The sequence below is a fragment of the Nocardia sp. NPDC046763 genome, assembly GCF_040645495.1.
Taxonomy (GTDB): Bacteria; Actinomycetota; Actinomycetes; order Mycobacteriales; family Mycobacteriaceae; genus Nocardia.
On the sequence record NZ_JBEYYI010000009.1, the window covers coordinates 57,591 to 77,461 of the forward strand.

22 protein-coding genes are annotated in these 19,871 nt (G+C 65.8%); 11 read left to right on the plus strand and 11 right to left on the minus strand.

The features are described from left to right. Window positions 1-8 precede the first annotated feature (8 nt). Window positions 9-650 (minus strand): DUF1906 domain-containing protein, encoded by a 642-nt coding sequence (locus tag ABZ909_RS16720; protein ID WP_357000028.1) that lies wholly within the window; start codon window positions 648-650, stop codon window positions 9-11. Between the two features lie 116 nt (window positions 651-766). Here ABZ909_RS16720 and ABZ909_RS16725 point away from each other — a divergent pair, with 116 nt between their 5' ends. Next, window positions 767-1,030, plus strand: coding sequence for a hypothetical protein (locus ABZ909_RS16725; protein ID WP_357000030.1), 264 nt, complete (start codon window positions 767-769; stop codon window positions 1,028-1,030). 839 nt (window positions 1,031-1,869) lie between these two features. On the opposite strand, the gene ABZ909_RS16730 is transcribed toward ABZ909_RS16725, so the two are convergent. Beyond that, window positions 1,870-5,607: an IPT/TIG domain-containing protein gene (locus ABZ909_RS16730; protein ID WP_357000033.1), complete on the minus strand. Its 3,738-nt coding sequence runs from the start codon at window positions 5,605-5,607 to the stop codon at window positions 1,870-1,872. A 368-nt stretch (window positions 5,608-5,975) separates the two neighbouring features. On the opposite strand from ABZ909_RS16730, the gene ABZ909_RS16735 reads away from it, so the two are divergent. Beyond that, window positions 5,976-6,593 (plus strand): IPT/TIG domain-containing protein, encoded by a 618-nt coding sequence (locus ABZ909_RS16735; protein ID WP_357000035.1) that lies wholly within the window; start codon window positions 5,976-5,978, stop codon window positions 6,591-6,593. Between the two features lie 533 nt (window positions 6,594-7,126). Here ABZ909_RS16735 and ABZ909_RS16740 read toward each other — a convergent pair. Genes ABZ909_RS16740 through ABZ909_RS16750 form a run of 3 tightly spaced genes read right to left on the minus strand, consistent with a single transcriptional unit; the run spans window position 7,127 to window position 8,424 of the window. Next, a complete protein-coding gene (locus ABZ909_RS16740) occupies window positions 7,127-7,558 on the minus strand; it encodes a hypothetical protein (protein WP_357000038.1) in 432 nt (143 codons plus the stop codon). After that, a complete protein-coding gene (locus ABZ909_RS16745; RefSeq protein WP_357000041.1) occupies window positions 7,552-7,938 on the minus strand; it encodes a patatin-like phospholipase family protein in 387 nt (128 codons plus the stop codon). Before ABZ909_RS16745 ends, ABZ909_RS16740 begins: the two co-directional genes overlap by 7 nt. Window positions 7,939-7,986: 48 nt before the next feature. Continuing rightward, a complete protein-coding gene (locus ABZ909_RS16750) occupies window positions 7,987-8,424 on the minus strand; it encodes an SPW repeat protein (protein ID WP_357000043.1) in 438 nt (145 codons plus the stop codon). Window positions 8,425-8,553: 129 nt separating this feature from the next. Between ABZ909_RS16750 and ABZ909_RS16755 the strand changes: the two genes are divergently transcribed. Then, entirely contained in the window at window positions 8,554-8,994 is a 441-nt protein-coding gene (locus ABZ909_RS16755) for a MarR family transcriptional regulator (protein ID WP_357000045.1), read from the plus strand. A 577-nt stretch (window positions 8,995-9,571) separates the two neighbouring features. On the opposite strand, the gene ABZ909_RS16760 is transcribed toward ABZ909_RS16755, so the two are convergent. Beyond that, window positions 9,572-9,985 carry a helix-turn-helix domain-containing protein gene (locus tag ABZ909_RS16760; protein WP_357000048.1) on the minus strand — a complete coding sequence of 138 codons (414 nt, stop codon included), beginning with the start codon at window positions 9,983-9,985 and terminating at the stop codon, window positions 9,572-9,574. A 69-nt stretch (window positions 9,986-10,054) separates the two neighbouring features. Between ABZ909_RS16760 and ABZ909_RS16765 the strand changes: the two genes are divergently transcribed. Then, window positions 10,055-10,771 carry a nitroreductase family protein gene (locus ABZ909_RS16765; protein ID WP_357000050.1) on the plus strand — a complete coding sequence of 239 codons (717 nt, stop codon included), beginning with the start codon at window positions 10,055-10,057 and terminating at the stop codon, window positions 10,769-10,771. A gap of 127 nt (window positions 10,772-10,898) precedes the next feature. Here ABZ909_RS16765 and ABZ909_RS16770 read toward each other — a convergent pair whose 3' ends face one another. Then, the gene (locus ABZ909_RS16770; protein WP_357000052.1) at window positions 10,899-11,258 is read right to left on the minus strand and encodes a hypothetical protein; all 360 of its coding nucleotides are present in this window, start codon (window positions 11,256-11,258) and stop codon (window positions 10,899-10,901) included. Between the two features lie 441 nt (window positions 11,259-11,699). Here ABZ909_RS16770 and ABZ909_RS16775 point away from each other — a divergent pair, with 441 nt between their 5' ends. Further along, a complete protein-coding gene (locus ABZ909_RS16775) occupies window positions 11,700-11,978 on the plus strand; it encodes a carbohydrate-binding module family 14 protein (RefSeq protein WP_357000054.1) in 279 nt (92 codons plus the stop codon). A gap of 250 nt (window positions 11,979-12,228) precedes the next feature. On the opposite strand, the gene ABZ909_RS16780 is transcribed toward ABZ909_RS16775, so the two are convergent. Both ABZ909_RS16780 and ABZ909_RS16785 read right to left on the minus strand, forming a co-directional pair. Continuing rightward, the gene (locus tag ABZ909_RS16780) at window positions 12,229-13,266 is read right to left on the minus strand and encodes an NAD(P)H-binding protein (RefSeq protein ID WP_357000057.1); all 1,038 of its coding nucleotides are present in this window, start codon (window positions 13,264-13,266) and stop codon (window positions 12,229-12,231) included. 12 nt (window positions 13,267-13,278) lie between these two features. Then, window positions 13,279-13,980, minus strand: a complete 702-nt coding sequence (locus ABZ909_RS16785; protein ID WP_357000060.1) for a type 1 glutamine amidotransferase domain-containing protein — start codon at window positions 13,978-13,980, stop codon at window positions 13,279-13,281. Window positions 13,981-14,476: 496 nt separating this feature from the next. Here ABZ909_RS16785 and ABZ909_RS16790 point away from each other — a divergent pair, with 496 nt between their 5' ends. Together ABZ909_RS16790 and ABZ909_RS16795 are read left to right on the plus strand one after the other, a co-directional pair. Further along, window positions 14,477-14,707 (plus strand): DUF1772 domain-containing protein, encoded by a 231-nt coding sequence (locus ABZ909_RS16790; protein ID WP_357000062.1) that lies wholly within the window; start codon window positions 14,477-14,479, stop codon window positions 14,705-14,707. 122 nt (window positions 14,708-14,829) lie between these two features. Next, window positions 14,830-15,555: a DJ-1/PfpI family protein gene (locus ABZ909_RS16795; protein ID WP_357000064.1), complete on the plus strand. Its 726-nt coding sequence runs from the start codon at window positions 14,830-14,832 to the stop codon at window positions 15,553-15,555. A 137-nt stretch (window positions 15,556-15,692) separates the two neighbouring features. Here the strand turns inward: ABZ909_RS16795 and ABZ909_RS16800 are convergent, their stop codons facing one another. Beyond that, complete coding sequence (locus ABZ909_RS16800) at window positions 15,693-16,598, minus strand: LysR family transcriptional regulator (RefSeq protein WP_357000066.1); 906 nt, start codon at window positions 16,596-16,598, stop codon at window positions 15,693-15,695. Window positions 16,599-16,688: 90 nt separating this feature from the next. Between ABZ909_RS16800 and ABZ909_RS16805 the strand changes: the two genes are divergently transcribed. From ABZ909_RS16805 to ABZ909_RS16815, 3 genes are read left to right on the plus strand one after another with little or no spacing between them, the layout of a single operon-like run. Then, the gene (locus tag ABZ909_RS16805; RefSeq protein WP_357000069.1) at window positions 16,689-17,030 is read left to right on the plus strand and encodes a putative quinol monooxygenase; all 342 of its coding nucleotides are present in this window, start codon (window positions 16,689-16,691) and stop codon (window positions 17,028-17,030) included. Window positions 17,031-17,043: 13 nt separating this feature from the next. Beyond that, window positions 17,044-17,406, plus strand: a complete 363-nt coding sequence (locus ABZ909_RS16810; protein ID WP_357000071.1) for a hypothetical protein — start codon at window positions 17,044-17,046, stop codon at window positions 17,404-17,406. 24 nt (window positions 17,407-17,430) lie between these two features. After that, entirely contained in the window at window positions 17,431-17,760 is a 330-nt protein-coding gene (locus ABZ909_RS16815; RefSeq protein WP_357000074.1) for a YciI family protein, read from the plus strand. A gap of 50 nt (window positions 17,761-17,810) precedes the next feature. Here ABZ909_RS16815 and ABZ909_RS16820 read toward each other — a convergent pair whose 3' ends face one another. Further along, on the minus strand, window positions 17,811-18,920 hold the full coding sequence (locus ABZ909_RS16820; RefSeq protein ID WP_357000077.1) for a serine/threonine-protein kinase: 1,110 nt from the start codon (window positions 18,918-18,920) through the stop codon (window positions 17,811-17,813). A 527-nt stretch (window positions 18,921-19,447) separates the two neighbouring features. Here ABZ909_RS16820 and ABZ909_RS16825 point away from each other — a divergent pair. After that, on the plus strand, window positions 19,448-19,783 hold the full coding sequence (locus tag ABZ909_RS16825) for a hypothetical protein (RefSeq protein WP_357000079.1): 336 nt from the start codon (window positions 19,448-19,450) through the stop codon (window positions 19,781-19,783). Window positions 19,784-19,871: the final 88 nt, after the last annotated feature.

A 19,871-nucleotide genomic window follows, 5' to 3' on the forward strand; every position in this document is an offset into this window, starting at 1 on the left:
CCTTCCGGTTAGTCGGATGGTGGTGGTGCAGTGGCTTTCGACCATTGGCCGTAGTCGTCCTGCAACGTTGTGTTCACGTCGACTCCGATACCGTCGACCCGGTCGGTGTCGATGCGGACCTGGTGAATGTGGGCGGCGGGGTGGTCGCCGTTGATGGCGGGGTCGCCGGACCAGTTGTGTTGCCAGAACCAGGTCGCGACGCCGTCCTCGAGTGCCCAATCGATGCAGCGGGCGTTGGCGTACATGCCGGTCCATTCGAGACCGACGACCGAGGCCCAACCGATCAGGAACGGGCCGATCTGCGAATTCCATTCGGCGAGAGTGGGATTCGAGTCGACCGGCGCGTACAGCGGTCGGTATCCCGGTCCGCCTGCCGCGAAGTGATTGTCCAGCGCGATCGTGGCGTGGTAGACGCCGGCGTCGTAGCCGCCTTTCCAGTCCGAGGTGTCGCCCTTGCCGTACTGGTAGTTGGTGACGATCTGCAGCCCGAGCGCGCGCAACCGGTCGCAGTAGTCCCGCGGTAGGGGTTTGGCGCCGAAGTCGGCATCCGCGCGTGATTCGCTGAAATAGCCGATGACGCCGCCATATCCGGCGTCCCTGATCGCTTGCGGGGCGATCAGGGCGGCCGAGAAATCGATCAGCTCAACCATGACACTTCTCCTGGTCAGATGTATTTCGGTCAGCAGACGACCATCTGGAAGCAAGTCGGCGGTGGTCCTTGTTCACCGTGCCGGGCCCGTCGCCGACGTCACGTCGGAGATCCGTCATGACGCAGCACGGTCTGGTCCCACAGTCGGCAATCCGGTGCCGGCAGCGCGGCGACGTCGTCTGGCGCCGCGTTGTCGACGCAGCCCCGAGTGTCGAAGTACGTCTGGCCGCCAACGGATTTCGCGAGCATCTCGCACGCTTGGCTGCCGTCGCCATCGATGTCGTCGACGTGCCGCCGGTACCGGTCACCGTGACACTCGCAGGCGCTGCGGTCCCGGACCGGGACGTGATGGTAGGCATGGCGCTGGCCTCCCTGCTGTAGTGAGGGTTGTTCCTGTTGCGCCGGGTGGTTCCCAGCTGTGGTGCAGGCCCGCTGTTTTCATTAATGCCCCTGGACGCGTTGGCGGACAACGCCTCTGCCGGTCCGGTTTCGTCCGCTTTCGCAGTTGTCAGGTGCCCGAATCGTCCTGTCAACGCCCAGCGCATCGTCGCTGGTTCGGGCGCCAACGGTGTCGACGGCAGCGGATGGTGTTCCGATGGTTGCTGCGAGGTGTGTTCTGCGTACCTGGCCGCGACAGATGCCGAATCCGTTGCCGAAGGCAGGTTCCAGCGCCGGCATAGCTCCGGTGAGATCACTTCAGTGACGAAAACCTCGCTGTGGGACCGATACTCGAGTTCCCAGGCGTCGCGGCGCCTCGACTGCGATGGGCTCCGGGATCGGCGCGAATCGCAAGACCTTCAGTGGCGTAACAGATCCCGGTTCCCGAGGCCCCTGAGGCTCACGGGGCTGAAAAGTCACGGTAGAACCGGCCACCGCGAATAGTTTCCGAGTCGGCACCGCTGACCGGAACATCCGCCCAGCTCGACACCTGGGCCATCGCACACAGTGTGCGGATGTGAGCTGCCGCGAGCGTGACTTTTCTCGAAAGCCGGCTGGAACAAGCCCGAAAACCGTTGCGACGCAGATGGTTCTGCCGGGCCGCGCCCTCTACCGTGACTTTTCGATCAACTGGACCTCATGGGCCTTTCCGCCGACGGTGGTCCTCATTCGAAGTTCAACACGTTGCTTGTCCCGCTGGTGGCGGCGACCATATCTTCGGCCGCGACGCGGCTGAGCCGTCGGCAGGCGCTTGCCCGCCGACGGCCCGGTCACACCAACTGTCAGACGTAGGTGTAGGCGACACCGTTACTGGTTCCGCCCGCGGTGGTGGCGGTGACCAGTACGGTTCCGACCGCCCCTGCGGGGGTGACCGCGGTGATCTGGGTGGCGGAGTTCACGACGAACGAGGTCGCCGGTGTGCCACCGAAACTGACCGCGGTCGCGCCGGTCAGGGCTGCCCCGGTGAGCACGACCGTGGTCCCCCCGGCCGTGGTGCCCGAAAGCGGACTGACCGTGGTCAGAGCGGGCACCGCGACGTAGATGAAGGAGACACCGTCGACGGTTCCACCGGCGGTGGTGACGGTGACCAGTGCCGTCCCGGCCGTCCCGGCGGGGGTGACCGCGGTGATCTGGGTGGCGGAGTTCACGACGAACGAGGTCGCCGCCGTGCCACCGAAACTCACCGCTGTCGCACCGGTCAGATCGGTCCCGGTGAGCACGACCGTGGTGCCACCGGTCACCGGACCGGCACTTGGCACCACCGCCGTGAGGGTCGGCACCGCGACGTAGGTGTAGGCGACACCGTTGCTGGTTCCGCCGGCGGTGGTGGCGGTGACCAGTACCGTCCCGGCCGTCCCGGCGGGGGCGATGGCGGTGATCTGGGTGGCGGAGCCGACGACGAACGAAGTCGCCGGTGTGCCACCGAAACTCACCCCGGTCGCACCGGTCAGGCCCGTGCCGGTGAGCACGACGACGGTGCCCCCGGTCACCGGTCCCACGTTGGGCACCACCGTGGTCAGGATGGGCACCGCGGCGTAGGTGAAGGAGACACCGTCGACGGTTCCGCCCGCGGTGGTGACGGTGACCAGTACCGTCCCGGCCGTCCCCGCGGGGGTGACCGCGGTGATCTGGGTGGCGGAGTTCACGACGAACGAGGTCGCCGCCGTGCCACCGAAACTCACCGCCGTCGCACCGGTCAGATTGGTCCCGGTCAGCACGACCGTGGTCCCGCCGGCCACCGGCCCTGTGCTGGGAGCGATCGCGGTCAGGGTGGGCACCGCGACGAAGGTGTAGGCGACACCGTTGCTGGTTCCGCCGCCGGTGGTGACGGTGACCAGCACGGTCCCGGCCGTCCCGGCGGGGGCGATGGCGGTGATCTGGGTGGTGGAGTCGACGTTGAACGAGGTGGCCGGCGTGCCACCGAAACTCACCCCGGTCGCGCCGCTCAAGCCTGTGCCGGTGAGCACGACGATGGTGCCGCCAGTCACCGGTCCCACGTTCGGCACCACCGTGGTCAGGGTGGGCACCGCGGCGTAGGTGTAGGCGACGGCGTTGCTGGTTCCGCCGACGGTGGTGACGGTGACCAGCACCGTCCCGGCCGTCCCGGCAGGGGCGACCGCGGTGATCTGGGTGGCGGAGTTCACGACGAACGAGGTCGCCGGTGTCCCACCGAAACTCACCGCTGTCGCACCGGTCAAGGCTGTGCCGGTGAGCACGACCGTGGTGCCGCCGGTCACCGGCCCTGTGTTGGGCACCACCGCCGTGAGGGTGGGCACCGCGACGAAGGTGAAGGACACACCGTTACTCGTTCCGCCCGCCGTGGTCACGGTGACCAGCACCGTCCCGGCCGTCCCGGCCGGGGCGACCGCGGTGATCTGGGTGGCGGAGTTCACGACGAACGAGGCCGCCGGTGTCCCACCGAAACTCACCGCTGTCGCACCGGTCAGATTCGTCCCGGTGAGCACGACCGTGGTGCCACCGGCTACCGGACCGACATTCGGCACCACCGTAATCAGGGTCGGCACCGCGACGAAGGTGAAGGAGACCCCGTTGCTCGTTCCGCCCGCCGTGGTGACGGTGACCTGCACCGTCCCGGCCGCTGCTGCGGGGGCGACGGCGGTGATCTGGGTGGCGGAGTTCACGACGAACGAGGTCGCCGGTGTCCCACCGAAACTCACCGCCGTCGCACCGGTCAGGCCTGTGCCGGTGAGGACGACGGTTGTTCCGCCGATCACCGGACCGACATTCGGCACCACCACCGTGAGGGTGGGCACCGCGACGAAGGTGAAGGACACACCGTTACTCGTTCCGCCCGCCGTGGTCACGGTGACCAGCACCGTCCCGGCCGTCCCGGCAGGGGCGACCGCGGTGATCTGGGTGGCGGAGTTCACGACGAACGAGGTCGCCGGTGTCCCACCGAAACTCACCGCTGTCGCACCGGTCAGATTCGTCCCGGTGAGCACGACGGTGATGCCACCGGCTACCGGTCCCACGTTCGGCACCACCGTAATCAGGGTCGGCACCGCGACGAAGGTGAAGGAGACCCCGTTACTCGTTCCGCCCGCCGTGGTCACGGTGACCTGCACCGTCCCGGCCGCCCCTGCGGGAGCGACGGCGGTGATCTGGGTGGCGGAGTTCACGACGAACGAGGTCGCCGGTGTCCCACCGAAACTCACCGCCGTCGCACCGGTCAGGCCTGTACCGGTGAGCACGACCGTGGTCCCGCCGGTCACCGGTCCCACGTTCGGCACCACCGTAATCAGGGTCGGCACCGCGACGAAGGTAAAGGACACACCGTTACTCGTTCCGCCCGCCGTGGTCACGGTGACCTGCACCGTCCCGGCCGCCCCTGCGGGAGCGACCGCGGTGATCTGGGTGGCGGAGTTCACGACGAACGAGGCCGCCGCCGTGCCACCGAAACTCACCGCTGTCGCACCGGTCAGATTGGTCCCGGTCAGCACAACCGTGGTGCCGCCGGTCACCGGTCCCACGTTCGGCACCACCGTGGTCAAGGTGGGCACCGCAACGAAGGTGAAGGACACACCGTTACTCGTTCCGCCCGCCGTGGTCACGGTGACCTGCACCGTCCCGGCCGCCCCTGCGGGAACGACCGCGGTGATCTGGGTGGCGGAGTTCACGAAGAACGAGACCGCCGGTGTCCCACCGAAACTCACCGCCGTCGCCCCGGTCAAGGCTGTCCCGGTGAGCACGACCACCGTCCCACCGGTCACCGGACCGACATTCGGCACCACCGTAATCAGGGTGGGCACCACGGCGTAGGTGAACACCACACCGTTGCTGGTTACAGCCCCGGTGGTGACGGTGACCAGCACCGACCCCGCGGAATGGGCAGGAGCGACCGCGGTGATCTGGGTGGCGGAGTTCACGACGAACGACGTCGCCGGTGTCCCACCGAAACTCACCGCCGTCGCACCGGTCAGATTCGTCCCGGTCAGCACGACCACCGTCCCACCGGTCACCGGGCCCGCATTGGGAGAGATGCTGGTCAGGGTCGGAACCGCGACATAGGTGTAGGGCAACGGGTTGCTGGTGCCGTCCAGCAGTGCCTGGACCGTGACGTTCACCGTGCCCGTCCCAGGCGGAGCGATGGCCGTGATCTGGGTGTCGGAGTCGATGGTGAATGTGGTTGCCGTGGTTCCGAACCGGACGGTCAACGGACCGACATTACTGAAGCCGGAGCCGGTGATCGTGACATGGTTGTTCCCTGTGGCGGGCCCAGAGGCCGGAGACAGAGATGTGATGGTAGGCATAGCGCTTGCCTCCTGAGTTGCTGTGATGACGGTTGTTTCTGCAAAACCGGGCGATTGCCCGACTCCTGTAGCGGCCCGCTCTCTCCAGTAACGCCCCGCGGACCGGTTGCCGGGAAGGCCACTGCCGGTCCGTCTTCGTCCGTTTTCGAATTCTTGCCCGGTGTCGAGACATACACACTGCGCCCGCTCGCCCCGTAACCCCTTGCACCCCTGCAGTTTTGGCGATCGGGCCCCGATCTCGAGCCTCATTACACTCGCTGAGGTGTCGGGGCGCTCCGCGGAACTTGACTGGCTCTCGGCGGCGATATAAAGGAAACCAAACCCTTTGCAGTGAAACGGAAATCGTGCGGCGGCGAGTGAAAGTTCTGTTCAAGCACCAACGGCGTTGACGTGGAAGTCATCACGCGCCAGGCGAGGATCGGCGGTGAATGCACAGCGGGGCGGAATGCCGATGCCGGTCGCCACCCGGCAGGAATCCGAGAAGGGACGAAAACGAACTGTGGATTCGTTGCCGAAGTGCCTGCGCTGGAGGGTTACTGGAGATTGCGGGTCGCGACAAGATCAACATTGCAGGCAGTACAACCCCTTACACCATGTTTCAGTTTGGAGGCGGACTCATGGCCCCTGTACTTACCTCGCTCACACCATCCTCCGGCCCCCAAGCGGGTGGGAACTCTGTGGTGATCACCGGCTCCGGATTCAATGGTGTCGGTCTGTTGACCGTCCAGTTCGGTACCACGGCAACCACATTCACCATCGACTCCGACACCCAGATCACGGCCACCGCCCCGGCTGGGACGGGCACGGTGAACGTCACCGTCAGCGCGAATCTGGACGGCACGAGCAACGCGCTGCCCTACATCTACGGCCCCGGCGTTGTCTTCGCCAGCGACGGCGCCGTCGTCGGCACGGTGTATTCGATGCCGGCCACCGGCGGTACGGCAACCGTCGTGGTGACCGGCCTGAATCAGCCCATGGGTCTGGCCCGCGTCGGTAACACCCTGTTCATCGCCGAATTCGGCGCCAACAGGGTGGTGTCGGTGCCGACAACCGGCGGCACGGTGACCCCCGTGGTGACGACCGGCCTGTCGGGCCCTGTCGATGTCACCGTGTCCGGTAGCACCCTGTTCATCACCGACAGCGGCAACCTCAGGGTGGTGTCGGCGCCGATCACCGGCGGCAGCCCCACCCTTGTCGCCGCCGTCCCCACCGGCGCATTCGGTATCACCACTTAAGCGCGGGGGGCGCGCGTTGTCCCCGGTCCGGCCCCGCCGGGGACAACCACGTGATTCGGGATGTGGTGCGCTACACCATCGCCGGCGATCTCGGCGATGGTGTAGGGGCGTTTGCCGCGTTCGTCCTGCACGGCCCGAATATCCTGGCCGTGCAGCATGATTCGTGCAGGTCGTCGTCACCTCACCAGACAACGACAGGGCTGCCGACACTCCAGCACCTTGCACCGTATGACAGCTTCGGACGGTGCTATCGGATCGGCGACTGTTCGAGTTCGTCACCGAGCTCGGAGACGGTCGCGTAGCGCACAGCGGTCTCGCGGTGGATGTTGTTGAAGACCATGCGATTCCTCATGAACCAGTGTTCGGAAGCCCGTTCGTCAACCGGTACCGATACCAGCAAGAAAGTCCCGCGCGTCGCGACTCGCAGCCGAGACACCCAGGGGCAGAAGCCGTTCGGCCTCATGTCACGATGACGGTGGATCCGAACGGCTGCGCTCTACCGCAGAACACACCGAGGGTCGCCAACAGGCACTTCAGCCTGCGTACTTGCCGGGGAAGCAAGGGCCCTCGAAGATCCACGGCGCCTCGGTCCTACCGTTTTCGGGCAGCGTGACCGTTCCGGAATCGATATCGAACAGGAAGCCGGGCGGGCATGGATCGCGCAGGTACAAGTGGGTCTGTGCGACCACGGCCCAGTAGATATTCGCGAATTGCGAATGGGGATAGTTCCCGTCGTTCAGGCCGGTGGGATCGGGCGCGTATTGAAGGATGTCGTCGGTCGTTCCCTGGAATACCGGCAGGTCGACCGGCGGTGGCGGTGGGGGTGTCGGTCCGGCCGGCTGGGCGTACCGTGCGGAGATGATGTCGTCGAGGCGGTAGGTCCGTTCCTCGGTGACCACCTGGCTCTCCGACATGTCATTGACCAGGCGCCGGTAGACCTTTGTCTGATAGGTAACGGTCAGCACCAGAACCCTGGCCCGGGATATTCACTCCAACACGCGAATTCATCGAATCTCGCCAAGCAGACCCATGCGGTCAATAGCCGCTTCAGGAGTCCGGTCCGAACGAAGGCCCGCGTGGTGAGGACGTCGGATGTCTTGGGCATGGGCGCCTGGGAGAGAAGGGTGCGAGTAGGTACGTCATGGCGGCCCACCGACAGCCACAGCCTCGCCAACTCCTCGGCGCCGGCGGGAGTCGGCCGGGCCGCATAGTGCGCGGCATTGAGCGCCCCGACCGACGCACCCACGATGAGATCAGGCACGATCAGATGCTCGGCCAGCGCCCGTAGCATCCCCACCTGGGCGGCGCCCAGGCTTCCCGCGCCCCACAACACGAATGCTTTCACTGCCCTGACCAGCGGATATCCAATTTGCGGCGGGTGCCGTGCCGCCGGTCATCTGGTCCGGGGCATCCCCAACAACATCGAGCCCAGGCCGAGCACCAGAGCGACCGTGCCGGCCACCACGTTGCTCCAAATCGTCGCGGTATGGGCGACGTCGCCGCTGATCACCCAGGGAGCGATGATCGTCCACAGACCGATCAGTGGAGCAACCCACGCCAGGGCGTGCATCCGGCCGTGCGCCGAGGAGAACCCGAAAGCCAGCACCGCCAGGGCGATCCCGAGAATCAGGTCGTTCCCGGTCAATGTCGGGAACCGGTTGAATCCGACAACCCACGGAGAGATCGCGAGGTAGAGGCCGGTCAGGAACAACAGGCCCGTGACCGCCTGGGCAACCGGCGCCTCCGCGGCGAGTTCATACTTCTCATGCTTGGCCCGCAACTCCACGATATCGGGATGCAGGCTCATGCTGCTCATGGCCTCACTGGTCATGTCTTCCACCAACTTTCCGACTGAATGCCGAATCGCATTTCGAGCCGGGGTGGCCGCAATCGTCATGGACAGCGGTACCGGTTGCGATCACCACCGAACCTATGTATCACTTCATGATAATATCTTGTTATGACACAAGAGTCCATGTCGTCTCCTGAACACCTCACCGACCAGGACTATTCGAGACTGCTGGCGTTTCGGGCCGGGCTGCGCCGGTTCCTGCGTTGGAGTGAGCGGCGGGCAGCCGACGTAGGACTCACCGGCGCTCAGCATCAACTGCTGCTGGCGATCCGGGGCCATCTCGACCCGAGCGGGCCCAGCGTCGGCGAAATCGCGGAATATCTGAGCGCCCGGCACCACAGCGTGGTCCAACTGATCGATCGCACCGAGCAACTCGGGCTCGTCGCCCGCAACCGGGATGAGGGCAAGGACCGCCGCGTCGTCCGCCTCACCCTGACCGAGGCAGGCAAACAAACCCTCGCCCTGCTCAGCGCCACACACCTGGAAGAGCTACAGCGACTGACCCCCCTCGTCGACGCACTAACAGACCCGACCGTCGCCACTCCGTAGGCACGATAGCCACCCCTCCCATTCCGGCGCATCCCGCTCGCCAGTTCGTGCGGGCGCGGGCCCTCGTCCATGTACATCAGATGCCAGCATCGAGCCACAGATGAACTCCAGTGCCGATCCGGCGGACATGCGCCACACCCGGTCTCGCGGCTGATGCCGAAATACCTTGGCCAGCAAGGCTTTCCGTTCGACCGGCACCTGTGGGACGAACCCCTGGGGTCGACCAGGTCGAGACCGTCGAAGCCCACCCCGCGCCGGTGGGCGCGCCAGGACAGGCGGGCATACCGTTCGGAGCAGTCCGGCCACCTTCCCGTAAGCAACAAGCCGTCAACGGCACGTCCGACAGCATCGATGCCGAGTCCGCCGCCAGATCCGTTCTGGGACAGGACGCATCACGCGTCGCCTCACCACGCGCGAATGGCGACCGCAACGACCCGCGGATCCTGCGTGTCGGTTCACGAGTCCATCGCGACGCGGTACTTCGCTCCGGCGTAGTCGGAGAGCATCTGCTCGAACCGCTCGCTGCGCGGCCCGGTCGACGGCCGGACCGAAGGCGGGGCTCGAGAAGTCGGGACGGTCAGGAACTCGTCGACTGTCGGTCGGCCGAGTCATGGTGTTGCCGGGAAGCCGCTCGAGCGGCTTCGATGTCGTTGATGTTGGCCTCGATCCATTCGCGCAGCGCGGTGATCGGGGCGCGCAGGCTGTAACCCATTGGGGTGAGCGTGTATTCGACCTTCGGTGGGACGGTGGGATGGACGGTTCGGATGACGAAACCGTCGGTCTCCAGTTCGCGCAGGGTCTGGGTGAGCATCTTCTGGGAGATGCCTTCTATGCGGCGCTGCAGATCGGTGTAGCGCATGGTCCCGCCGGCGAGCGAGTCGATGATCAGGACCGTCCATTTGCCGGCGATCCGGTCCAGCACCTGGCGAGTGGGGCAGCGAGCGGAGAAGACATCGGCCGGCAGGCCCGAGGATTCGACATGTGTGCGCACCCTGACCATTGTAACGAACTAAAAGGTGCCTTCTTTCAAAAAGTTTGCCACTCTCCGATAGTTAGCTTCATGAAAGCCGATACCTTGTCTGTCCCGGAAGCGATCCACCGGCGCCGCACCGTCCGCCACTACCTCCCCGATCCGATCGACCCGGACGTGTTGACCGAACTGCTGGAGCTCACTATGCAGGCCCCCAGCGCCTGGAACATGCAGGACCGATCGATAGTGGTAGTGACCAGCGAGGCTGGGCGAGCCCGGCTTTCGGAGGCAGCCTTCGGGCAGCCACAGCCTCGGGAGGCGCCGGTGGCGCTGGTCTTCGTGGCCGACAGTGCGGCATGGGAGGCGCCGAACACCGACATCGCCGAGTCGGCTGGGCGCAGTGGTGCCTGGAACGCCGAGTTCACCGCCATGTTCGACAGCCGGGCGGAATTCCGCGACCTGCACAACCGCGGACTCTTGCGGGAGAACGCGGTGAAGAACGCCATGATCGCCGCCACCTACACCATGCTCGCGGCCACGGCGCTGGGGCTGGCGTCGGCTCCGATGAACGGCTGGGATCCCGATCTGGTGAAGAAGGCGATCGGCATCGAGGACCGAGATGATCTGGCCATCGCCGTCATCGTGACGATCGGACACTCCGCCACCATCCCACCGCACCCAGGCCGACGCCCGCTGGAACAGGTCGTCTTCGCCGAGCGCTACGCTACCGGGCCTCGTCACCGACCAGCGTCCACGATCCAATCAGATCCTCGGCCGACCACTCCTGACGCACGCCCTGCCCAGTAGACGAATCAGCGTGGGCGCGAAGCTACTTTGCGGCTGGGGACAGCTTCGGCGAGCTTCACAAGTCGACCATCCTTCCGCCCGCCAGAAGCTCGCGGGGCTTGCACGACGAGGGCCAAATCGTGACCACTCAGTGCAACGGCTGAGTGTTCTGGTCCAACGGCCTGAGAACGACCGGAGACCGCCGAAGTGGACGAAAACGACGGAACCACGCGCGGCTGTACCAGGGTTGATGCGAGCTCATACCGGCAGATGAAGCGGCGGGCGGCATATGGGCGAGCACGTAGCGGCCGCGTCGGGTCCGGCGCAGCGATGTCAGATCCCTGCGCACCAGCAACGCGGACGCGAGCACGGCGGGCACATGCGCGACGACCAGCGCCGTCGCCACCCGCCGCTGCCACATCAGGCCCATCGAGGCGATCCCGGCTGTGATGTCGGTGGCGAGCTTGGCCGGATGGACCTGATGCAGCAGATATGCCTCACGATCCATATCGTTCATTCTCCCCCAAGAGATGCCGAGGCCGCAGTCGTGCCAGGCGGAGGCCACCGCCAGCGGCGCGGCATGCCCGAAGACCACCGTGAGCCGCCGAATCTGTAGCTGTCCAACATTGGAATCTCCTACGCGGCCCTCTCTGATCCTGCAGACTCGTTGTCCGGCAACGAATCCCGCCCACAGGCTGGCTACACCTCCTGCGGTGACGGTGAAAAGCCAGGCAGCGGAATCACTCCGAGCTACTCGATGGTGTCGAGGGTGCCCTGACTACCGGCTGCGCACCAATTGAGCAGTCGGGCGACGAAATAGGCACTACCTGCGACGACAACGACTACGTTCGCCAGTTGCGTCGGAGTCGGCGCGGCGCGTCCACGCTCGTGTCCGCCCAGCCGATGTCATGATCAGAACGGCCCTGCGCCTCACCGGAAGGAGACGACCATGCAACTCGCCCGCGTCCTTGCTCCGCCCGCCGCACTGCTGCTCGGTTTCGGTCTCACGCTCGCCGCCGTACCCTCGGCCCTCGCCGACCACGCCGGACCCAACCGTGCCGCATCCCCTTGTCCCCAACCCAACGGCTTCTCCCCCGGCCCTACCCCGTCGCAGTACTACCAGTGCTCGAACAATATCCCGACCCTGGAGTCGTGTCCGTCCGGCCTGATCTGGAACCTGCAAGGCCAGTACTGTGACTGGCCGTCCAGCGCAAACAACCCTGGCTAATAATCCTCGGTGCAAATCCCTCAGCGCGTGCAGCTTGCCCGGTCCGCGGCGCGTGGACCGCGCCGCAGACCGCACTGACAGGCATCACCCTCACCAGCGGTTTCGGCACTCGAGCATCGTTGGTGTCGGCCGCCGAAACCCCACAGTTCGTCCGGCACACGATGTTTCGGCAACTCGTCGATCACGAGTCGAACATCATGCAGCACAACTGATCCCGATGCACGACATGCAAACGACAGCACAGATTCCTTTATGAGAACAGTTCCGAGTGTTCGGCTATGTACTGCCCAACCGTGGATGGCGGCTGTCCCGTGATCTTCTCGACGTCGTCGGTGGCTCGGTCGTAGCGTCCGGCACGGTGTAGCAGTGCCAAAGTGGTCAGGTGCTGCTCGAGGTGCGCGGGCAGACCTCTGGGCTCGAGGACCTCCTGGACCCAGGTTTCGTGCGGAATGTCGGTGCCGCGAATCTGCCGGTGAAGTCCCAGGGTGTACTCGGCAGCCAGACCATCGATGTCCAAACCCGCCGGGCCGGTCAATTCGTAGACGTCGCCGATGCGGCGGGTGGGATCTACGAGCACTGCCGTAATCGTGCGGGCCACGTCACTGCTAGCTATCGGTGATGTTCGACCCGTTCCGAAGGGGAGGGCCAACAGGTTTCGCTCTCGCAGCGACGGTGCCGCGAGTCCAGCGAATATCGGATTGTCCAGAAACACCGTCGGCCTGATGTGCACGACCGGCACACCCGACCAATTCAAGACGTGCTCGGCGAAGTAATGCAGCCGATGTTGACGAGACTCCCCCACACTGGTCAGTGTCATTTGAGAAACAGTCATCTGGGACATGTTCACGACCACCTCGAGGTGGCCGTACTCCAACGCGGCGTCGCAAACGACTACCGTTGCCTGCAGGTAGTCCGGCGAGACGCCCATCGAAAAGAACATGCGATCGGTACCGGCCATCGCATCGACCACATCTCGTGGATCGGTCAAATCTCCGACTACGACGTCAGCGCCGAGTGCACGTAACGGCTCGGCTCGGGCGTCGTCGCGGTGCACCAACGCGCGAACGCGATCCCCACGGTCCCGCAATTGCTCGATCACCTGCCGGCTCACGTCACCGGTGCCACCACCCGCCCCGGTGATCAGGTACAAGGGCGCATTCATGTTCGCTCCTCGAGGTGTGTTTTCCCAGTGCTCGGCAAGGCGAATTGGGCGCTGCGCATGGAGTTTCGGACGGCGGGGCCGGATCAGGGTTCGGCTGATTCGCATCAGGACCGACGCCGTGACCAAGGATCCCGTCGGTCAGGTACCTTTCAGAATCTCGACCATCCGGTTGCCGAGCACGGCGGCAGAGGCCGGGTTCTGTCCTGTGGTCAGGTTGCGATCCTCGACCATGTATGGCTCCCATATGGGCCCGCGGCTGAAATCGACGCCGATCTTCTCCCTGAGGTCGGTCTCGAGTAGCCACGGCGCGAACGCGGCGACGCCCACGGCTTCCTCTTCTTCGTCGGTGAAGCAGGTGAGGCGATAACCCGCGAAGGGCGATTCACCTTGGATCCTGGTGGACAAGATCGACGCCGGAGCGTGACAGACGATGAAAAGCGGGTTGCCCGAGGCCAACTGCCGCGTCAGCAACCGCCCACAGTCGGCGTCGAACGCCAGGTCCGCCATCGGACCGTGCCCACCCGGCAGGTACACCGCATCGAAATCCTCGAGACGCACATCTGACAACTGCAGTGGCCGCCGCAATGCTTCCGCTTCGCGGATAATCGACTCGAGCCGCAGGGCCCCGTCGATGCCGCCCGCCATCTGAGGGCGCAGACTCATCATGTCGACCGTCGGGATCACACCATTCGGTGTAGCGACGACCACCTGGTGCCCGGCGTCGGTCAGGATCCGATACGGGTTGGCGAACTCCTCGGCCCAGTATCCGGTCGCGTATCGTGAGCCGTCCTTCACAACCCAGTAACTGGCACCACTGACGATAAAGAGCACCTTTGCCATCGCAAAAGCTCCTCCCGGATCCCATATGCCCGTCAATTGGCAAACACTTGGCAACCGAACCGCAATCTCCCCGATCCTACACAACGGCATGCCCCGTGCCAGCCAGCCCGCGCTCGGCCGCCAACGCCGACCAGCGGCGGCCCCGGCAAGAAATAGCAACAGCGACAACCGCTTTCACGATGCCCTCGGAACTCCACCCTGGTGGTGACGTCGCGGAGCCAGCCGTCCAGTGGGGACGAGGCGTGGATCGACGCGGTCTGGCGGAGGTCGTAGAGGCGGGTCACGATCTCGCGGGCGGCGTGGAGGTCGGCTTCACAGGCGGCGAGGGTGATCTGAAGGCGGTAATCGTCGGCGCGCGAGGCCGGTCTCTGTGGCTGGGCGAGCTCCGTTGGCCAGACCCGTCCGACTCGTCGATGCCTCGTGCCCGGAAGCTGCTGCCCCTCACGGCTTCCGGGCTACAGTCGGCCGATGCTACGGCCGCCCCCGATCGACCGGCGTGGTCACCAAGTTCGGGAACGTCCCCATCAACAACAAGATTCGCTCGTGGAACCCGAGCACTCCGCCCACCGACTATCTGACCATGCTGTACCGCTGGGACACCTACCACGACATCCGCACCGCCGCTCCCGTTCTCGCCTTCCCGCTGGTCATCGTCACGACCGCCCGCATGATCGGCACGTCGACGCGCCGACCCGCCCGGGCCTCGAAATCCGCTGTCGCCCTGTAGCGCATCGCCGCAGTACTGGTGGCCGCCGCCCCCGTGCACGTCATCACGGCGGCCGCTCCCACCCTGGACAGCACCCACTGATGACCGCGCTCGGAGATGAGCAGGACTGGAGGACAAGACAATTGGAACGACGAGACGTGTTGCGAGCGCTGATGGCCGCCGGAGGTGCCGCCACCTTCGCAGCTGCCTCACCCAAGATCGCCGCACCGGAAGCGAAGGCGGACGGACCAGGCCGGACCGGGCCTCTACGCGTCCATATCGTCATGTTCGACGGTGTCGAAGAACAGGATTTCATCGGACCCTTCGAGGTGTTCTCGCTCGCCGCCATGCTCGCCGAGCGCGGCGTGGACCTACGGTACGTGACCACGGGTCAACCCGGAACGATCCGCGCTTCCTACGCCACCGTCGTGCAAGTCACCGAGCCATGGGCGCCCCAGAACGCCGATGTGCTCGTCGTACCCGGAGGCGGCTACACACACCGAGACGCGCCGGGCGTCTGGGCCGAGATCAATCGTGGCGTCCTGCCCGAAGCCCTGGCAGCCGCACCCCGCGCCGGACTGACGATCAGCTCATTGTGCACCGGCGCATTGCTTTTGGGTGCAGCCGGGCTGGTCAACGGCCGCCCCTGCACAACCCATCACGGTGCTCTCGACACCTTGCAGCAACAAGGTGGCGTCCTTACCAAGGCACGCGTCGTCGACGACGGCGATCTGGTGACAGCGGGCGGCATAACCTCGGGGATCGATCTGGCCCTCTGGTTGGTGCGCCGCGAGCTGAGCGCCGAAACCGCGACCCGCGTCGAGGCGATCCTGGAATACGAGGCACGTGGGCCGATCTGGACCCGATGACCCAATCATGGACAGCAGCAGGGGCCGGCACCTTCTCTGTGAACTTGCGAGGACGATACGTCGACGTTGGACATGCTCATTACCGCCGAGCGAAGGCGAAATCAGCGACGTGGGACAACGTCCGAGCAGGGCGCATGCTATTCGACTGTCAGCCAATCCAGTTCGGTGGCAAGGCTTTTCGCCAACGTACGCACTCGCCGATGGATGGGCATCAGCACATGTGGAAGCACCAGGCAGATGGTGAGAGGCGCGACCCCGCGCAGGGGACGCCAGGTGAGGCCGGGCGGGTGCGCCGACAGTGCGGCCTCGCCGACCAGAGAGATCGTCGTGCCAGTGCGGACTGCCCGCTGGGACATGTCGAATGCGACTGCGGGAGTGATGAATTGGGGTTGGGTCGGGAGGTCGCGGAAGAGGTTGACGAGGGCGTCGTGCAGTGGCGGGTTTGCAGGGCGGTCGTGCAGTTGGATGGGGTAGGCGACGAGGTCGGTGGGGTCGAGGTCGACGTGGGCAGCCAGGGGATGGGAGAGGGACAGCTGTACGCCGATTCGTTCTCGGCGCAAGGGGAATCGGCGGACTCCGGTGCCCGGTTGTTCAGCTCGGGTGATGCCGACGTCGAGTCGGCCCTGCGCGACGGCGGTGGAGATGTCCGGGGTCGGCATGGGGGCGGCGATGATTTGCAGGTCGGGTGCATCTCGGCGCAGGGCTTCGACCAGGAGTGGGGCGGTTTCCGAGCCTGCGCTGGCGCTGTAGCCGATGCGGAGTGGACCTGCGGCGCCGAGCCCTACTCGGCGTGCGGTGTCGAAAGCCCGGTCCAGGGCGGCCAGGGCGGCGGGGGCGGAGTCCGCCAAAGCTGTACCGGCCGGGGTCAATGCGACGCTGCGAGTGGTGCGGGTCAGCAGTTGGGTGCCGAGGTCGGCTTCGAGGCGGCGGATGCGGGCGCTCAGGGCGGGCTGGGCGATGCCGATGCGGGCGGCGGCGCGGGTGAAGTTACGTTCCTGGGCTACGACGAGGAAGTACCGCAGGCTCGAGGTGTCCGGGGCCATCGCGCCTTCCGTCGATTGATAACGATCGGTGCTGAGTCTAGTGCGAATCGATCTTTCCGCACCCGGCACATCGGCGCTTAACGTGCAGGTATGTCAAACATTCAGCTGTCGGCCAGTATCGAGATCCAGCCCGAGCATGTGGCCGAGTTCGAGCGGACCTTGGATGCTCTCGTCGCCTCCGCCGCACTCGAACCAGGCGTGCTCGAGTACGGCATCTGGCGCGATCGCACTGCGCCGCACCGCTTTCTGCTGTTCGAACGCTACGCGGACCCGCAGGCCCTCGACGCCCACTTGGCGCTGCCCGCGGTGGCCGATTTCGTCGCCCGACTCCCCCACTGGCTCGCAGCCGACAGCCAGGGCACCCTCGACACCACCGAGCAGCTCGGAGTGATTCCGCTGCCTCGCTTTTCGCCGTCACCGCAGGAGGTGTAGCCGGCTGGGTGAGTTGGGGACGGGCCCGCTCGAACCCGCTATCCGAACCGGCTACGACACCTCGGCCGCGAAACGACTCGCCGAGGTCATCCCTACGGCCCACGTCGTCGGCGCATTCAAGAACATCTTCTGGGTCGTCTTCGACCAGCCGCAGTTCCCCGAGGGCGTCAGCGACCTCCTGGTGACCGGCGACGACGACACCGCCAAGACCACCGTCATGCGACTGCTCGGTCCATTGCCGTTCCGGGTTCTCGACGGCGGCGCGTTGCGCAACAACCGGGTCATCGGACGCATGACCCTGCTGTCGCGAGAGATCGCCGTCCGCTACGACCACTACCCCCGCGTGGCCTACCGCCTACTGGGACAAGACAACTGACACCACTACCCTGCGGGAGCGAACATGTTCATTCTGGTACTCACCTACCTCGAAAGCCTGGACAAGATCGATGGGCTGATGTCGGATCACCAGCAATACCTGCAGCGGCACTATCACGACGGCACATTCCTGCTCTCCGGACGGCAGATCCCCCGGACCGGTGGCGTGATCCTGGCGATCGGCGACGACCTGGACACCATCGACAAGATCACCCAGACCGATCCGTTCGTCCTGGCCGGCGCGGCTCGCTACGACATCATCCAGATGACCCCCACCACCGCTACCGCAACGGCGAGCGCCTGGCTCGCCGCAGCCGGGGTGCAGGGAATCACGACGATCCCGCCTGTCCTCTGACACCGGCCACGCCAGTCCGGCGGCGGCCCGGTGGTGGCCGACACAGACTGCTACCGACGCGGATGGTGGCCCGTCGGTTCTTGACCGACGGGGATGGTGGCGGTGGGGTGAGGAGTTGGAGGTTGGTGAGCAGCGTGCCCCCGTAACCAGGGGATGGCCAGTGCGGCACCCGTCACGGCCAGGGCGGTCACCGTGAACCCGATGATTCCGATGATCCGCAACGGCCGGCGGGGTGACCGCTGCCCGGGCCGCGGGCCCGCGGCTGCCTTCCCCGGCACCGACCTGGATAGTCCTCGCGCACCGGCCACGACACGGGTGCGGGAAGCGGCTGTCGGCGAACCGGTTCCGATGCTCACCGCAGCCGCGGCGGCGAGGTCGGTGGCCCGCTGGTAACGCTGTCCGGGGTCCTTGGCCATGCCGCGGGCGATCACCGCGTCGATGCCGGTCCCGACCTCGGGCCGGATAAGACTGAGCCGGGGAGGCGGCTCGGTCAGGTGGGACGCGATCTGCTGTTCGACAGCGGCCACCGGGAACGGAGGATGACCGGTCAGCAGTTCGAACAGCACACAGGCGAGGGCATACACATCCGCGCGCGCATCGGCGATGCCGGTGGTGAACCGTTCGGGCGCCATATAGGCCAAGGTGCCGATCGTCGAACCGATACTGGTCAAACCGGTCTCCCCGGCAGCGCGGGCGATCCCGAAATCGATCAGATACACGAACCCGTTCGCGGTGATGAACAGGTTCGACGGTTTCACGTCCCGGTGCACCAATCCCGCCGTATGCGCTGCCCCCAACCCGGCCGCCGCTTGCGTGAGCACCGATACCGCGTCCCCGACCGGCATCGGACCCGACCGCGCCAGCAGCGCATCGACCCCCTCACCGTCGAGGAACTGCATGCACATGAACAACCGGCCCTCGATCTCGCCGTAGTCGAAGATCGGCACCACATGCGGGTCACCCAGCGCCGCGGCGGCTTTGGCTTCCCGGCGGAACCGTTCCCGGAACACCGGATCCGCCGCGACATGCGCGTGCAGCACCTTCACCGCCACCACCCGATCGGTCCCGGTGTCATACGCCCGGTACACCTGCCCCATACCGCCCTCACCGAGCAACTGCTGCAACCGGTAACGACCGAACCGCGTCCCCTCCACCGACACCCTTACCTCCACCGCCAGCCGCCGCCCGCCCTACCGGTCAAGCCGCACAACACATCCCGGCCATCATCACACCAACCACCCCGCCCGGCGACAGCGACTACTTCGCCGGCGAGGAAACCCTGCACCCGACCACTGACCGGCCGTTTCCGGACACTCCAGCGACGAGGGCGGACGGGACGGGGAGCCGGTAACGACCTCATCATCAGTCGGCCACGATCGGGCACCGACCGGTTTAAGAAGACCGACCTGTTGGTATGTGCTGAGATGTCGGCGCAGCACACGACCCCCGACGGCTGAGCCGATACGAGGGTCTCGCCCCACGTGCACTACCGCGACGCTGGGGCGAGACCCTTGTCCATCCGATGCGGTCAGCGGGGGATGCGGCCGAGGTAGTCGCCATCTCCCCGGAAGCCCATCGCGGGACACGGCCGCCATGACGTGGCGTTACCAAGTGACCACACTGCACCCCTGAGCGGACTCCGCCATGCCGGATGTTCCTGCCGAACTCGAGTACACCGACGGCACGAGTGGGTGCGCACCCTCGAAGCGCTGGTCGCGGCGATCGCGGCGCACTGACGGCGCAGATAGGCGGCCGGGAGCAGGTCGTCGATGGCGGCGCGCCGGCGTCGGTGTATCCGATCGGGGATGGTGGTGAAATCGGCAGTGCGACTGTAGATGTCCGCGTCGAGGAGTTGGCGGCGGATCCCGATGTCGGCCCGGGTGAGATCGGCGGCACCGTCCAGACCGGTCAATACCGGCAACAGTTCCGGGTACCGGTCGTGCAGCTCATCACCGATCGCGATCACCGACTGCCACCGGCGGATCTGGGCGCGCAGCCGGAGATGAAGGCCAGATGGATTTGAAACATGTTAACTTCACTATCTTGGTTCGATATGCAGAACTGTGCGGAGTGTTCGCACCTGCGCCGGATGTCCTGCGCTGGAAGGGATC

Excerpts from the sequence above, each read along its gene's own strand:
- ABZ909_RS16805 (WP_357000069.1), top strand. The coding sequence starts at position 16,689 with ATGTCAAACATTCAGCTGTCGGCCAGTATCGAGATCCAGCCCGAGCAT.
- ABZ909_RS16765 (WP_357000050.1), top strand. The coding sequence starts at position 10,055 with ATGAAAGCCGATACCTTGTCTGTCCCGGAAGCGATCCACCGGCGCCGC.
- ABZ909_RS16800 (WP_357000066.1), bottom strand. The coding sequence starts at position 16,598 with ATGGCCCCGGACACCTCGAGCCTGCGGTACTTCCTCGTCGTAGCCCAG.
- ABZ909_RS16720 (WP_357000028.1), bottom strand. The coding sequence starts at position 650 with ATGGTTGAGCTGATCGATTTCTCGGCCGCCCTGATCGCCCCGCAAGCG.
- ABZ909_RS16785 (WP_357000060.1), bottom strand. The coding sequence starts at position 13,980 with ATGGCAAAGGTGCTCTTTATCGTCAGTGGTGCCAGTTACTGGGTTGTG.
- ABZ909_RS16750 (WP_357000043.1), bottom strand. The coding sequence starts at position 8,424 with ATGACCAGTGAGGCCATGAGCAGCATGAGCCTGCATCCCGATATCGTG.
- ABZ909_RS16730 (WP_357000033.1), bottom strand. The coding sequence starts at position 5,607 with ATGAGGCTCGAGATCGGGGCCCGATCGCCAAAACTGCAGGGGTGCAAG.
- ABZ909_RS16775 (WP_357000054.1), top strand. The coding sequence starts at position 11,700 with ATGCAACTCGCCCGCGTCCTTGCTCCGCCCGCCGCACTGCTGCTCGGT.
- ABZ909_RS16735 (WP_357000035.1), top strand. The coding sequence starts at position 5,976 with ATGGCCCCTGTACTTACCTCGCTCACACCATCCTCCGGCCCCCAAGCG.
- ABZ909_RS16725 (WP_357000030.1), top strand. The coding sequence starts at position 767 with ATGACGCAGCACGGTCTGGTCCCACAGTCGGCAATCCGGTGCCGGCAG.
- ABZ909_RS16755 (WP_357000045.1), top strand. The coding sequence starts at position 8,554 with ATGACACAAGAGTCCATGTCGTCTCCTGAACACCTCACCGACCAGGAC.
- ABZ909_RS16815 (WP_357000074.1), top strand. The coding sequence starts at position 17,431 with ATGTTCATTCTGGTACTCACCTACCTCGAAAGCCTGGACAAGATCGAT.
- ABZ909_RS16770 (WP_357000052.1), bottom strand. The coding sequence starts at position 11,258 with ATGGATCGTGAGGCATATCTGCTGCATCAGGTCCATCCGGCCAAGCTC.